Origin of the sequence: Candidatus Methylopumilus turicensis (assembly GCF_000953015.1) — a bacterium.
GTDB classification, from domain to species: domain Bacteria; phylum Pseudomonadota; class Gammaproteobacteria; order Burkholderiales; family Methylophilaceae; genus Methylopumilus_A; species Methylopumilus_A turicensis.
Map to the genome: position 1 here is coordinate 1244738 of NZ_LN794158.1, position 14128 is coordinate 1258865.

Sequence of the window (14128 nt, forward strand, 5' to 3'; positions counted from 1 at the left end):
TCACCAAGTGTTATAGATCGTGCCATCAATGGCTTTTTTGGGACTACGGGAATACACATCGTAGACATCCGCCCCTTCTGCTGGTGCGTTAACATCGCTGGCGTAGCTTCGCTTGGCCCATGTTTCTGCTGGTTTTAAGTCGGCGTCATTATTCATGGGGTCTCTTGGTATTTTGCGAATAAACTTGATTACCTTACCTTTGGTATCTTTTTGGTTGATTACGCCTTGCTCCAACACTTCTAAACTTGGCGGATAGCCTGTTTGATCTAGTGTTCTTTTAACCATTCCTTCATCAGCCGCTTTTTTATATAAATCTATTGACTCTCTGATCTGCCTTAGTGCCTGCTTAAGTTCCGTTTCTTTGTTACGCTGTATAGTTAACTGCGCGATTGGCACGGCGCCCGCTGCCAGAATAGCCACAATCATCACCGTGACCACAAGCTCAATTAATGTAAACCCAGCTGTTTTCATTTATTGCGCAGGCGTTGCTTGATCAATAGGTGTTGGAGCCTTTGGATCAGAGGGAACAACCGCCTTCAGATCTTGAGTCACTGGAGGAGAAGTTGGAGGGGTGGGGATTGGTAATGGGTCTAGGACAGCCTCTTGTGATACAACTGACTCTGCAGTCGCTGGTTCGGCCACTTGCAATTCACGCACCAATTTTAAGCCACTGCTCATTGGCACACTAATCTGTGGTCTATCATTAATCTGCACATCCGTACCTGACCAATACTCGGAAATTTCAGCATTAGGACGACTAATATTGCCGAGAATGCGCGGGGTAATTGCGAGCACAATTTCGGTCTTAGACTTTTTATTTGCTTGGTTAGCAAACAAACGACCCAAGAACGGAAGATCGCCCAGCCCTGGCAGCTTGCTGGCATTTTTACGTTCATCATCTAAAATTAAGCCAGCTAGTACCTGTGTTTCACCATCTTTTAAACGAAGTTGAGTGCTGGCGGAGCGCGTTCCTATGGTGTACACCGTCGCGCCATTTTTAGTGGTAGTAGCCCCTCCTAAAGAACTAACCTCTAGCTCTATCTTAATATTCACAAAATCATCCAAGGTAATGCGTGGCTGAACATCAAGCTTCATGCCTACATCTAAATAAGCAACGCTCTCAGAGATCCCTACATTTGCTGTGGAAGTGGTGGTGATGACTGGCACTTTGTCGCCCACCAAGACTTTAGCTTTTTCATTGTTCCGCACCCGGATTCTTGGATTGGAGATTAAATTTACATCATCTGTAGTTTTTCTAAAGTTAAATGCAGGGTTTGGGGAAACACTGAGCGACCTACTGGTTAACTTATTGAGACTATCAACCGTAAGCTGTTGCGATGTTTGAGTCGTTGTTTTTGCAACGGTTGCTGCAGACGTCCCTGATAAAATTGCAGTATCCAGTGATACAAGATTGTTAATAGAAATCTGATTGGGGTAAGCTATACCCAACTCTTGGAACCTGCTTCGACTTATTTCTAGCACTTCAATTTCTAGCATCACTTCTGGGTCAGCTAAATCATTAGCTGCTACTAATTTCTCAGCTATACGGATCACCTCAGGGGTGTCACGCATCACGATCATATTTAGCCTATCGTCCACCACCACATCTTTAGACTTCAAGACCGTTTTGAGGGTGCTTGCAACTTGCTTAGCTGAAGCATTAGTGAGATAGAAACTTCTAATCATGAGCTCCTTATAGTCTTTATTTTTTTGGGCAGTATTCGGAAAAATCAAGGCACTGGTTTCGGTGAGGGCTTTTTTATCCAGTCCATTAGTCGCCAGCACCATTTCGATGGCTTCTTCTATTGGGGCATTTTTAATAAACGCTGTGGCTTTGGTTTCACTTTTAATATCTTTATCCAAAATAAAGTTAATCCCTGTTGCGCGTGATAAAGCCTCGAACATCATCTTAACGGTCACATCTCTAAACTCCAGCGTCACTGGCTTTTGGAATGGCGGCTTAAGTTTGGGTGGCTCGATGCGGGCCAATGGCTTTTGGCTGCGAATTTCAGTTTGCAAAGCGAGTGCTTCACTATTTTCTGGGGTTTCCATGAGCACCCCGCGCAAAATTGCTAGCGCTGCATCGCTATTTTTATTGGTATTTAGTTTGCTTGCTTCTTCAATGCGCACTCGTTGCTTTTGCTTACGCTCAATACCAGCTTTGCCAGAAATAGCGCGCACATTATTAGGCGCTAAAGTAATCACACGTTCATATAGGGCACTGGCTTCATCCAATCGACTACTGTTGCGAGCTTTTTCTGCTTCGGTGAGTAGCTCAGTAATTGCTTGATCTTGCGTAACTAATAAATCTTTACGCGGAATGGCGGCTTCGGGTTTTTCAGTGACTTGCTTTTGAGCGCTAGCGCTGCGCTCTTCGGGAGTTTTACCTTTAACAGCTGATTTTTCCCAGGGTGCAAACGCACAACTACTTAATAACGAGGTAATTAGGCACAGCGATATTGCACGCTGAAAGGATGGACTGAATTGAAAGCTAAACATCATGCAAATTTCCTTGTATGGTTGCATCTTTACTGAACTGCTGTGTACTAAAAAACTGGTTACTGCATTGATTTAGAAAAGACATTAAATTGCCCCATCCGGATTATTTTGTTCTGCTGTTTTTTCCCCTGCGGGAGCACGCAAGGCTTTTGACAGTGTTTTGGTCAGCCCTAAAGGTAAATAAGTGAAGGTGAGCGTATTCGCCTCTTCTTTATCTAAGCGCCAAAGCGTATCCACATTTTTACCCACAGTGACTGACAACACTTTGTTATTAGCGGTTAAAAACACTTGCGTCGCTTGTGGCGCTTGCTCTAATTTGCCCATGTAGAAAAATGGCACTGGCGGCGCTGCGGGAGGTGGTGGTGGCTCTACTTTTACCGGCACAGGCTTGGGTGGTGGCGGTGGCACATACCAAGCGTGACCCTTAAATAAATCCTGCGTTTTTTTACTTTTATCTTCCACAAACAGATGCTTTTGCGTGAGATCTGGCAATACCGATACAGCTTCTTCAGCCACTTTGATGGCAGATTGAGACGATGTATTATTTGCAAAAGAAGCGGATTCTGGTCGCTGTTCTTGCGATGTTTTTGTTGTTTGGCTGTCTTTTGTTGAGCTTTCTTGTGGCAAACTTTCTTCAACAGGTTCTTGAACCAGATAAATAGCGAGCAAGGTTAAGGCAAGCAAACCACCAAGCATCATCCATCTTTGCTTTGGGCTCAACATGGTTCACGCCTTAACAGTAATGCGTAACTGAGTTTTATTTGCACGGCAGTATCTTTGACTGTTTCACGTTTGATATTCACTTCAGCTAGACCCAGGGAAGGAAATTGCTCGCTGGCACCAGCAATAAATGCTTTGAGGTTTTTATAACTACCCTGCACCGGAAAAATAATCTCATAGCGCATGAGGCGCGGATTATTGGCATCGGGTGCTAGCTTATATTCGCCCACCACTAGGCTAATGCCTTTTTCTTGCGCTAACTGATGAATTCCGGCTAAGACTTTGGACACCTCGCCGACTGGCGGAAATTGCGCATAAAACTTTTGCAGGGCTTGTTCATCATTGAGTTTAGGCAATTTAGCTTGCTGCTCGCCAGATGCAATAGGTTGCTGACTTATCCAAGCCAGCGCTTGGGTTTTTTGTTGTAAAGCCTGCTCACCTGGCAACAATGAAGTCAGTCCCATCGCTAGAGAAACGACCAAACCTAACAGGCCAAGCATACCGAGCAGCCCAAGCTGATGGCGTAAAACTTCCAAATAACTTAGCAGGCTACTGATGTTAACCTTATTGATATCAACAGCATTCATCTTGAATTTGCTCACATTAGGCTTGCTCATTGGTGATCTTTCCAAGTTGCCACTGCGACAAAGCGGATGGGATGCTGATCGACATCTTCGACGACTTCATGCTTGAGCAGGTAAACGTTGGCAAGCTCGCCACTGGCCTCGAGCTTTTCTAGGTAGCTAAACATGATGTCTTTATTCTTCGCCTCGGCTGTGATTTTGAGTTGGCGCTTCTTCGCATCTGGCTCTATCGCTAGCAGCGCAAGGCCATCTAAGGCTGAAGATTCAAGTGCATTCAAGACATCGCCCCATGGAATCATCAAGAAACTCGCGAGTTTTTTGGCCTCTTCAATTTTAGCGAGAAGATCAGCCGATGATTTTGCTTGTAGCTGCGGCTCGGCTGGTTTGAGACCTTTACGTTCTTTTAATTGCAAGATGGATTGATCTAACGTTAACAGTTGTTGATTGATATGAGTATGTCGCTGCCAAACAGTCATGAGCACAATCAGCCCGAGTGTGAACATTGCAAGTCCTAGCAAGGATGGCTTGCGACTTGAGGCAAAATCGAGATGGAGGGCGCGCATGATTAAAACACCGCACTTAATGCCATGGTGTATGGCTGATCTTTGCTAGGCATATAGCCAGTAATGGCTTTTTGATTAGCGGGTAGCACTTGCCAAGCGGGATTGTTTTGCTTAAAGCCTTGCTTGATTTTTTCATCCTGAAGTGTGGGCAGCGCGGAAAAATAGATACTTGCCTGCGTATTCTGCAAGCCAGCTATTTGAAGGCCAGACAAGAGCAACTCGCGTGAAATAAGCGCGGCTAAATCATCCGACCAATCCTCAGAGGTTTTGGTCGCCGTGATACTTTGCCAATTGCCGTCGCGCATTAAAGCAATCGTTAAGCGGCCTGCTTCCACCTGAACCAAACAGCTCACACCAGTGCCTATCTGACGACGCATACTATTAAATCCACTCATCAAATAGGGCTGCAATGAATTAAGCTTAGACTGATGCTTTTGACAGAGCGCTTCGATTGCCGTGACCAATTCGGTATCTATAGCGCTGATCAAAAGGCTATCACCATGCGGAAGCGGATTCGCGCGTATCGTCCAATGATCCACACTGTCGCCATAGCTTTCTCTAAAACAATGCGTGGCGACGGCCATCACTTTGTCAGCAGGGCTGAAAGCTGGCATAGCCGGAATGATTTTGTAACGGACGAATTGATTGGATAACACCAGCGTTAATGGCAGACCATTCCCTGAAGGCTTGCTTTGTGTCTGAGCGTTTGCATTTGATAGTAAGTTTTCTAAGGCAATGATCGCGCTTGCCCAAGACTGTGCCTGATGGGCAACCTGATGATTGGCAGCCATCGGCGCAAGATTTTTTTCGAGTAATCGTTTAGCCATGCCATTTTCTAGGCGCAGCAGTGCCACAGCATCCGCGCCTAGACTGGCGACTTGCTGGGTCAATAACTGATTTTTAAAGCGCAATAAAAGTGACACGGTTAATCTCTTCTAAAGTTGTCTTACCGTTGGCAACTGCTTCAACTGCAGTTTCACGGAGAAGTCGCAAGCCTTTGCGGCGAGCGGTTTCTTTGAGTTGTCTAATGGGATCACGAGCTATGATCATTTCGCGAATTTCGTCATCTAAAATGAGTAACTCAGCGACGGCCATACGCCCTTTATACCCGGTACCGCGGCATTGACCGCAACCTTGGCCTTTTAAGAAAGTCATGCCGGCAGCAGCTTCTTGAGTCACTGCAGATTTTGCCAATAGCTCATCCGATGGCTGGTAGCTCACCGCACAATTGGTGCAATTTAAGCGCACCAGTCGCTGTGCCAAAATGCCATTGAGTGCAGAGACAAAACTATAGGTATCGACTTCCATGTTAATAAAACGGCCAATCACATCAAACACATTATTAGCGTGGACCGTAGTAAAAACTAAGTGACCGGTAAGCGCTGCTTGCACGGCAATTTGCGCGGTTTCTGAGTCGCGAATTTCGCCCACCATAATTTTGTCAGGGTCGTGACGCAAGATAGAACGCAGTCCACGCGCAAAGGTGAGGCCTTTTTTCTCATTCACGGGAATTTGTAGCACGCCAGATAAGTTGTATTCAACCGGATCTTCAATGGTGATAATCTTGTCTTTGCCCGTATTGACCTCTGAGATAGCCGCATACAAAGTAGTGGTTTTACCGCTACCGGTGGGGCCTGTGACTAGCACCATGCCGTAAGGCTCTTGCGCTAGCGCACGAAATTGATTGCGAGTGAGTTCGTCAATCCCAATGTGTTCAAGGGTCAGGCCCTTAGATTGCTCGGTCAAGGCCTTGCGATCCAAAATACGCAAGACGGCATCTTCGCCATACACGCTAGGCATGATAGACACACGCAAATCGACTTCGCGATTTTGGATATTGACTTTAAAGCGCCCATCTTGCGGGACTCTACGTTCCGCAATATCGAGTTCCGCCATCACTTTAATCCGCGAAATCACTTGCTCTGCCATCTCGGCACCTTGAATCGCACCGACGGTATCTAGCACGCCGTCGATTCGATATTTAAGCGCTAAGCCTAAACCTGTCGTTTCTAGGTGAATATCACTCGCGCCAATTTTCATGGCATCGTACAAGGTGGAATTCACTAAGCGAATGACTGGACTGGCATCTGCTGAAATACTACTTAAGGATAGTTGCTCCACTCCTTCAATTTGATGCAGGGCTGACTGGCCTGATTCCTCTTCGTTTGCCATGACTTTGTCCATGGCTTTAAGCGTTTCTTCAAAACGCGATAAGTAAGCAGACACGTCGGCATAATGCGATAAGCGCAAGGCAAATGGCTCGCGTACCTTTTCCATGAGCCAATTAGCAAGGCCTTCCGCAAATGGGTCGGCGATGGCAACCAATAAATCGCCTTGCTGATTTCTAAGCGGAATACATTCATGCTGATAGGCTTCAGCAAACGCTAACACATCAAAATCCGTGCTAAGTTCATGTAAGGCTTTGTTATCAAGGGTCACGTACTGAAACGCCGCCCCTAGTGCCGCAAGAAATGCCTCTTGCGAGAGCTCGCTTTGGTCTGCCAATACCTCAATCAAAAGGCGACGAGATTGCTGGGCAATTTGTTTTGCCTGTTGAATTGCCTCCGCACTAATAAGCTTAGGCGCTGCTTGGTGGATGATAGGCTGGTTCATTGGATGCTTCCCGCCAAATCAAAAATGGGCATATACAGCATGAGCACCACAAACCCAATCACAAAGCCGATGAACAGCATGAGTAAGGGTTCAAATAGTTTGGTAAACCAATCAATCCAGCGCGCGGTTTCTTCATCATAAAAACTAGAAATACGCTCCATCATTTCGCCCATCATGCCGCTCCGTTCCCCCACCCTCAGCATTCGCAGTGCAACAGGCGTTGAAAGATCATTGAGCTCCATGGCCATGGAGATGGCTTGGCCTTGACGAATTTGTTCGGAAGCCGCCAGCATGCGCACTCTTAAGGCGGGGGCGAGCAGACCTGAAACCATCTTGAGCGCATTAAGAATCGGAATACCGGCAATCAGCAGCATGCCCAAAGAACGATAGAAGCGTGAGAGTTGATAGATTTTCATACGCTCACCAATGGCTGGAATTTTCCATACCATCTCCATTAACTTGGTACGCACAGATTTTAGACTTAATAAATAGGCGGCTAAAGCCATTAATCCAAGCAATGACATCATCAAGCTAAATCCATGTTGCTCAATAAACGTTCCCAATGAAAGTAATACTTGTGATAAAAATGGCAGGTCACTACCCATGTCTTCGTATATATGGGCAAACTTAGGCACGACATACGCCACTAAAAACAGCACCACCAAGCTGCCAACCGACAGCAACATCGCTGGGTAAATAGACGCTGAGATGACTTTCTTTTTCACTTGATCGATTTGACTTTGATAAGCGATATACCGCTTGAGTGAATCAGCCATTCCGCCTGTTTTTTCACTCGCTCTCAAGGCTGCCACATACAATGGCGGAAACGCTTGTGGAAAAGACTGCATGGCGGTGGACAATGGCTGACCTTCACTTAATAGCCTCAGTATGCCTTGAAGTGTTTGTCTGACCTCTGGACGCGTTTCTTTTTCTGCAAGCGCTTCAATGGCTTCCATCAAGTTAAGTCCGGCTTCCAACAAGGCCAGCATTTCTTGACTAAACAGCATGATCGGAAAGCGCTCACGCTTGGTGAAGTGTTTTTGCCATCCACTGCCCGCTGGTTTAGCTGAAAATACGGTGTAGCCTAAAGACTTAGCACTGCCAATAGCCATCTGCTCGCTGACGGCATCTAGTCGTAGCGATGAATATTCTTTGCCGCGTAATACACTGAGGTCATAAAGCATAACTACCAGCTGACAATGTCCGCCATCTCATCTACCCCGCCTGGTTGACCGTCTTTACCTAAAGAAGATAAATCGTATTCGCCGTGTTCGCCAGGGGATTTGTATTGGTAAGGGTTGCCCCAAGGATCTGCAGGCACGCTTTTCTTAAGATAAGGACCTGACCAACGTGCCTCACTTGCTGGTTTCACCATCAGCGCTGCCAAGCCTTGCTCGGTGGCGGGATAGTGGCCGGTATCTAAACGATATTGGTCTAATGATTTTTCTAAAGCATCGATTTGCGCGCGCGCCGCTTTGACTTCTGATTTGCCGATTTGGGCGAAATATTTAGGGCCGACATAACCAACGAGCAGGCCAATAATGACCATCACCACCAATAGCTCCAACAAAGTAAAGCCACGTTGGCTTAAATTTGATCGTTTATTGCTTAATGGTCTTTTACTCAATGGGTTGGTCATTAGATTGCCCTTCAACATAGCAAAATCAGTTTTATTACAAGACTGATGATTCTATCTGAAGAATTTGACAGATTTGTTTCAATTAAATGACATTTTTAACTAGTTACCTGTCCTGTCGCCGCAAAAATAATTGGCTAGATTGCGCAAAAACTAGATTGCGCGATAAAGATATCGCGCCAATTATGAACGCGCATCACCCCAGCGCAAAATACAGTCGTCATCGCCGATGTAGTAGGTTCTGCCGCTGCGATCCACGCAGTAGTTGGGTGACACAATCATTTCATAAAAGGTCTCCCCTTCACTAATGCGTGTGTAATCAAACAATACCGACCGGATGACTTTGGCATTTTTACGAATATGCGAACCATGTGAAATCCAGCATGGGCCAACGATCTCAGCACCTGCATCAATACGGGCGCCTGAGGCAATATACACTGGGCCTTCAATTTTGACATTATCCCAATCGACCGAGGTATTTAAGCCCACCCAAACGCCTGGCTTGACTTCCTTACCTGGGATTTTCATAAAACTAATTTCGCCACGTAAAACGCGCTGTAATACTTCCCAGTAGTCCGAGATACGGCCAATATCAATCCAGTTATAACTGCGATTTTGCGCGTAAAAGGGCAGGCCTTTTTCGACCAGCAATGGGAATAATTGACTGCCAATATCAAACACCACGCCAGGTGGAATGAGCGCAATCGCTTCTGGCTCAAAGAAATAAATGCCCGTGCTGGCTAGGTTGGAGCGGGCTTCTTCTGGCTTAGGCTTTTCCTGAAAAGACAGCACGCGCCCTTCCTCATCGGTCTCCACAACGCCGTAGTTCACGACCTCGCTGTCAGGCACCGCCATGGTCACAATGCTCACCATGGCCTTTTTTGCTTTGTGCTCTTTTAGCGCTGCGCCGATATCCAAATCAATCAACGCGTCACCACACAACACAATCGTTGTTTGGTCAAAAAACCCACCAAAGTCTTGAATGCGGCGCATACCCCCAGCGGAGCCTAAAGGTGATGGCTTGATCTCGCCATGGTCATAAACACCTTCGAAGGAATAGCCGATATCCACACCCCAGCGACTACCATTACTAAAGTAGTGCTCAATTTTTCGGTAGGAGTGTGCGACGTTGACCATGATTTCATGTACGCCATGACGTGCCAGATGCTCGATTAAGTACTCCATCACGGGCTTACCTAAAATAGGAATCATAGGCTTAGGCATGTCTTTCGTCAGTGGGCGCACTCGTGTGCCTTGTCCAGCGGCAAGAATCATCCCTTTTAGTTGCTGTGTCATTTTGTTTGTTTCCATTACATTTTGGTAGTGTTGTGTGGTGATTTGCATCGATCAAAATGCGTTTTTTAAAAGCCGTGTAAGCCTTATGCTCTTCCATAAGCGTCTTCAAAACGCTCAATATCATCTTCCCCTAAATAGCTGCCAGATTGTACCTCGATGATTTCGAGCGGGATTTTTCCGGTATTTTCTAGCCTATGCTTAATGCCAAGCGGTATATAGGTAGATTCATTTTCTGTGACGATGTAACTGGTTTCGTCACGGGTGACCTTGGCTGTACCTTTCACCACGATCCAATGTTCAGCGCGATGATGATGCAATTGTAATGAGAGCCTCGCTCCTGGCTTGACCATAATGCGCTTGACCTGAAAGCGATCTGAGGCATCAATACTGTCGTACCAGCCCCATGGACGATAAACTTTACGATGCAACGATCCTTCTACTCGGCCCTGCTGTTTTAACTGATCAACAATTTTTTTCACATCTTGCGTCTTACTCTTGTGGGCAACAAGCACGGCATCTGCAGTTTCTACGACGACTAAATCACTCACCCCAACGCAGGCCACTAATCGGCTCGCAGAAAATGCTAATGTATCTTTGCAATCTGTTAATAACACATCCCCTTGCACCGCATTGCCGACATTATCTTTATCTAACGCTTGCCATAAGGAATCCCATGCGCCCACATCAGACCAACCCGCGGCCAGAGGGATCACGGCAGCTGAGGGTAAATTCGCTTGACCAGCAGCGATACGCTCCATCACGGCATAGTCAATCGAGTCGCTAGGACAGCTGGCAAATTCAGCCTTACCCACGCGAACGAAATTTCCATCTAGCTGTTCACCCTGCCAAGCGGCTTTGCATGCGGCTAAAATATCTGGTCGACAACTTTCCATGGCAGATAACCACACTGAGGCACGCACCATAAATAAGCCGCTATTCCATAAGTAGTTACCGTCATCCACATAGGTTTGCGCTATCTCGCGATTAGGCTTTTCCACAAAACGTGTTAACTCAAAAGCACTTGATTGGGGCAAGGACTGACCCGTTTGAATATAACCATAGCCAGTTTCTGGGCAATCCGGTGTAATGCCGAAGGTAACGATCATGCCCGCTGCCGCTAAACTTGCCCCCTGACGAACGGCTAATTGAAAGGCGGCATTATCAAGAATAATATGATCGGCAGGCATCACTAAAAGCACAGGATCGCCATTTACACCATCAGCTTCAAGCGCGGCTAAGGTCAGCGCTGGGGCGGTATTTCTGCCCGTTGGCTCTAAAACAATCACGCCCTCTTTGCCCATTAAACGCAATTGCTCAGCAATCACAAAGCGGTACTCTTCATTGCAGACCACCATGGTTGGTGCCAATGTTAAGCCAGCGATGCCATCTAATCTGCGAACCGTGCCTTGCAACAAGGAGTCTTCACCAAACAAAGGGAGCAACTGCTTGGGATACTTTTCTCGCGACATGGGCCAGAGCCGTGTGCCTGATCCGCCAGACAAGATGACAGGTTGGACTTTTAAATCTGCAGCGATGTTGGACATATCAATCGTTCTCTTCAATATTGAATCAGTAAGGGCGCATCATTACCGTCACGTCATTGCATTTAGTGACATCAGGGTAGGCAAGAATAAATTGACTGGCCTTGGATAGTCAAATCAAATATATGTGTCAGCGATGATCTTGTTGGGATGATTGGACGCAATAAGTCTCATATTAAAGGACTTCTCAAAATATCGCCAAAATCCAAGACTGAAATTTAATTCTAGCCGCCAAGCCAAAAGTAGATCTACTCATAAAATATGTTTTTGCCATAAAATACTTTGATATTAGGATAGTCACTTTGCGACCGAGTAAGGCTTACCATGAAAAAAACTTGTTCTGGATTATTGTTCTATTAACGCTGAGCGGTTGTTTTGAGATCAATCAACCAATTGAAATCCTACCAGGTGAATTTAAAAGCATCCAAAAATGGCTTACGAATGAAGACAAGGTCACATAGACTAAGCCCATTGAGGAAACTAGAAGAAAAACTGGCGATGAAAGCGCTGAGCAATCGCCCCAAAAGTTAGATACATACCTCAATCAAGCTCCGACTGAGCCAGCTAAGCAATCAAGTGCGCTCAACATTTCAATGCCTAAAAAGATCATCGTCCAAGAAGTCGCCGCCGAAGATATCACCTTAAAGGTAAATCATGATAAAGAACTAAAAGCAAAACTGGCTCAGATCGCTCAAGCTGAGCCATCAAAAACTGCTGTTGTAAAAGAATTGAAACCCACCACCGCCACAGAACGTACTTCACTTTCAGAGCTTTATAATCAAAATTGGCAAATGAGCAGGATTTTGATCTCGAACAACTTTATCGCGCATGAAAACCACTGGCAATTTGGGTTTAACAAGAATGGGAAATATAAAGCCTTTGGCGCTTGCAACTACCTGACAGGGAAATTCAACGCTTCAGACGACGGGGCATTTAGATTAGGAAAACTTGAAACCTCACTTAACGACTGTCCTGAAAGCAAAGACGAAGAAGTGATGGTATTTAACATGCTACTCATGGCCGATAGCTTTGCCATCCAAGGGGAAAGGCTAGTACTCAAAAGTGGCGGCAGGGTAATGATGGAGCTCAGAGTTTATGATCAAGAGATTAATGTGCAGATGGCAAAAAGATCACATAGTAAAAAAGACAAGAAATCTTTAAAAGATAGAAAGACTTCAAAAGCCAAATCCCCAAAAGCTAAAGCATCAAAGAAAAAAACAAAAAAATCACAATCAAGCCAAAAGAAAACATAAAGATGTATGCTCTAAGTAAGGAATGACAGGATGGGATGGTAGGCGAAGCAAGGTGGGCAGCAAGAGAGTTACTTGCATCAAAAAACCCGCATTGTGAACACAATTCGGGGTTTAGTTGTTGGTGCGGCTGGAGAGACTCGAACTCTCACGACTTTCGTCACCACCCCCTCAAGATGGCGTGTCTACCAATTCCACCACAGCCGCTTAATTTTACTGAGGCACTTCCTTATTCGCTGGCGCTGGCTTATTTGCTGGGGCCGGCACTGCAGCAGGTGCTGCTGATTTTGGCGCAGCTTGTTCCGTGGTGATTGATTTAACAACACTCACGCGGTCAGCACGGTGGCCCGACATGTAAGCTAAGGTTAAGCTGGTGGTAAAAAACACAGCGACACAAATCGCTGTGGCACGGCTCATAAAGTTAGAAGAGCCACTTACCCCAAATAAACTGCCTGATGCACCGCTACCGAAGGCAGCACCCATATCAGCACCTTTGCCGTGCTGCAGAAGGACTAAACCAATGACTGCGGCGGATGCTAATACGTGAATAACTGTAATTAAATTTTCCATAATTTCTTTTGTTTCTTCCGAAAATGCTTGCGTGTGACAGCGGTGCTAACTATCGAACGGCCGCTGCAGCAAGACAAATTTTTTCAAAATCGTTCGCATCTAATGAACAACGCCCAATCAGGCCGCCATCAATATCCTGCATAACTAGCAATTGTGACGCATTTACAGGATTTACGCTACCCCCATAGAGGATGCGTAAGCTATTTGCGGCATCAGCATCGTAACCCGCAATACGCGCACGGATGAACTCATGCATGGCCTGGGCTTGGTCTGGAGTGGCACTTAAACCAGTGCCAATCGCCCAAATCGGCTCATAAGAAACGACCGCATGTTCAAATACTGCACCCCCTTGGCTGAGCAATAAGGCATCTAACTGCTCTGCCACCACTTGCTGCTCCATGCCTGCCTCACGCTCTTGCAAGGTCTCGCCCACACACAATACTGGCGTTAGTCCTGCATTTTTGGCCGTCACAAACTTGGCCGCAATATTCTCACCACTTTCACAATAAGCGGTGCTACGCTCAGAATGCCCAAGAATCACATAGGTCGCATCAAAGTCTTTTAGCATGCTTGCCGCGACCTCGCCCGTATAAGCGCCAACCGGATATTTGCCAACGTTTTGAGCGCCCCAAGCAATGTTAGTGCCGGACAGCACTACTTGCGCTTGGAATAAGTAGGGGTAAGGCACACAGACCGCGAAATCGACATTGTCGATAGGCGCTAATTTTTGTTTGAATGCGTCGAACAATTGCTGATTCTGGGCAATCGACCCATGCATTTTCCAATTTGCTACCACCAGCTTACGACGCATATTTGAACCTTATAAATTTGACGCGAATTTTACGCTTGCAGACCC

At 46.2% G+C, this 14128-nt stretch carries 14 protein-coding genes and 1 tRNA gene; 1 reads left to right on the plus strand and 14 read right to left on the minus strand.

Annotated elements, in window-relative coordinates:
• The 11 genes from BN1209_RS06220 to BN1209_RS06270 form a co-directional block, all read right to left on the minus strand.
• Positions 1–471, minus strand: a complete 471-nt coding sequence (locus BN1209_RS06220) for a type II secretion system protein (protein WP_045751412.1) — start codon at positions 469–471, stop codon at positions 1–3.
• Positions 472–2502, minus strand: coding sequence for a secretin N-terminal domain-containing protein (locus BN1209_RS06225; protein ID WP_320408762.1), 2031 nt, complete (start codon positions 2500–2502; stop codon positions 472–474).
• A gap of 81 nt (positions 2503–2583) precedes the next feature.
• Positions 2584–3222 (minus strand): hypothetical protein, encoded by a 639-nt coding sequence (locus tag BN1209_RS08920; protein ID WP_052661116.1) that lies wholly within the window; start codon positions 3220–3222, stop codon positions 2584–2586.
• Entirely contained in the window at positions 3216–3836 is a 621-nt protein-coding gene (gene pilO / locus BN1209_RS06235; protein WP_052661117.1) for a type 4a pilus biogenesis protein PilO, read from the minus strand. The genes BN1209_RS08920 and pilO overlap by 7 nt, the downstream gene beginning before the upstream one ends.
• Positions 3833–4306, minus strand: coding sequence for a hypothetical protein (locus BN1209_RS06240; RefSeq protein ID WP_171816508.1), 474 nt, complete (start codon positions 4304–4306; stop codon positions 3833–3835). The genes pilO and BN1209_RS06240 overlap by 4 nt, the downstream gene beginning before the upstream one ends.
• A 62-nt stretch (positions 4307–4368) precedes the next feature.
• Entirely contained in the window at positions 4369–5289 is a 921-nt protein-coding gene (locus BN1209_RS06245) for a hypothetical protein (RefSeq protein WP_045751414.1), read from the minus strand.
• Entirely contained in the window at positions 5267–6979 is a 1713-nt protein-coding gene (locus BN1209_RS06250; protein WP_045751415.1) for a GspE/PulE family protein, read from the minus strand. Before BN1209_RS06250 ends, BN1209_RS06245 begins: the two co-directional genes overlap by 23 nt.
• On the minus strand, positions 6976–8163 hold the full coding sequence (locus BN1209_RS06255; RefSeq protein ID WP_045751416.1) for a type II secretion system F family protein: 1188 nt from the start codon (positions 8161–8163) through the stop codon (positions 6976–6978). Before BN1209_RS06255 ends, BN1209_RS06250 begins: the two co-directional genes overlap by 4 nt.
• A gap of 2 nt (positions 8164–8165) precedes the next feature.
• On the minus strand, positions 8166–8618 hold the full coding sequence (gene gspG, locus BN1209_RS06260; protein ID WP_045752024.1) for a type II secretion system major pseudopilin GspG: 453 nt from the start codon (positions 8616–8618) through the stop codon (positions 8166–8168).
• Positions 8619–8798: 180 nt separating this feature from the next.
• Positions 8799–9911: a nucleotidyltransferase family protein gene (locus BN1209_RS06265; RefSeq protein ID WP_045752025.1), complete on the minus strand. Its 1113-nt coding sequence runs from the start codon at positions 9909–9911 to the stop codon at positions 8799–8801.
• 83 nt (positions 9912–9994) lie between these two features.
• Complete coding sequence (locus BN1209_RS06270; RefSeq protein WP_045751417.1) at positions 9995–11455, minus strand: mannose-1-phosphate guanylyltransferase/mannose-6-phosphate isomerase; 1461 nt, start codon at positions 11453–11455, stop codon at positions 9995–9997.
• A 590-nt stretch (positions 11456–12045) separates the two neighbouring features.
• Between BN1209_RS06270 and BN1209_RS06275 the strand changes: the two genes are divergently transcribed.
• Positions 12046–12705: an META domain-containing protein gene (locus BN1209_RS06275; RefSeq protein WP_045751418.1), complete on the plus strand. Its 660-nt coding sequence runs from the start codon at positions 12046–12048 to the stop codon at positions 12703–12705.
• A gap of 119 nt (positions 12706–12824) precedes the next feature.
• On the opposite strand, the gene BN1209_RS06280 is transcribed toward BN1209_RS06275, so the two are convergent.
• The 3 genes from BN1209_RS06280 to tpiA all read right to left on the minus strand — a co-directional run bounded on the left by BN1209_RS06280 (position 12825) and on the right by tpiA (position 14083).
• Positions 12825–12909, minus strand: a tRNA-Leu gene (locus BN1209_RS06280).
• Between the two features lie 6 nt (positions 12910–12915).
• A complete protein-coding gene (gene secG / locus BN1209_RS06285; protein ID WP_045751419.1) occupies positions 12916–13272 on the minus strand; it encodes a preprotein translocase subunit SecG in 357 nt (118 codons plus the stop codon).
• Between the two features lie 49 nt (positions 13273–13321).
• Positions 13322–14083: a triose-phosphate isomerase gene (gene tpiA, locus BN1209_RS06290; protein WP_045751420.1), complete on the minus strand. Its 762-nt coding sequence runs from the start codon at positions 14081–14083 to the stop codon at positions 13322–13324.
• Positions 14084–14128 lie beyond the last annotated feature (45 nt).

Bases quoted from the DNA above. Each gene is read 5' to 3' on its own strand.
- tpiA (WP_045751420.1), bottom strand. From the start codon at position 14,083: ATGCGTCGTAAGCTGGTGGTAGCAAATTGGAAAATGCATGGGTCGATT.
- BN1209_RS06275 (WP_045751418.1), top strand. From the start codon at position 12,046: ATGCCTAAAAAGATCATCGTCCAAGAAGTCGCCGCCGAAGATATCACC.
- BN1209_RS06250 (WP_045751415.1), bottom strand. From the start codon at position 6,979: ATGAACCAGCCTATCATCCACCAAGCAGCGCCTAAGCTTATTAGTGCG.
- gspG (WP_045752024.1), bottom strand. From the start codon at position 8,618: ATGACCAACCCATTGAGTAAAAGACCATTAAGCAATAAACGATCAAAT.
- secG (WP_045751419.1), bottom strand. From the start codon at position 13,272: ATGGAAAATTTAATTACAGTTATTCACGTATTAGCATCCGCCGCAGTC.
- BN1209_RS08920 (WP_052661116.1), bottom strand. From the start codon at position 3,222: ATGTTGAGCCCAAAGCAAAGATGGATGATGCTTGGTGGTTTGCTTGCC.
- BN1209_RS06265 (WP_045752025.1), bottom strand. From the start codon at position 9,911: ATGACACAGCAACTAAAAGGGATGATTCTTGCCGCTGGACAAGGCACA.
- BN1209_RS06220 (WP_045751412.1), bottom strand. From the start codon at position 471: ATGAAAACAGCTGGGTTTACATTAATTGAGCTTGTGGTCACGGTGATG.
- pilO (WP_052661117.1), bottom strand. From the start codon at position 3,836: ATGAGCAAGCCTAATGTGAGCAAATTCAAGATGAATGCTGTTGATATC.
- BN1209_RS06270 (WP_045751417.1), bottom strand. From the start codon at position 11,455: ATGTCCAACATCGCTGCAGATTTAAAAGTCCAACCTGTCATCTTGTCT.
- BN1209_RS06225 (WP_320408762.1), bottom strand. From the start codon at position 2,502: ATGATGTTTAGCTTTCAATTCAGTCCATCCTTTCAGCGTGCAATATCG.
- BN1209_RS06240 (WP_171816508.1), bottom strand. From the start codon at position 4,306: ATGTTCACACTCGGGCTGATTGTGCTCATGACTGTTTGGCAGCGACAT.
- BN1209_RS06255 (WP_045751416.1), bottom strand. From the start codon at position 8,163: ATGCTTTATGACCTCAGTGTATTACGCGGCAAAGAATATTCATCGCTA.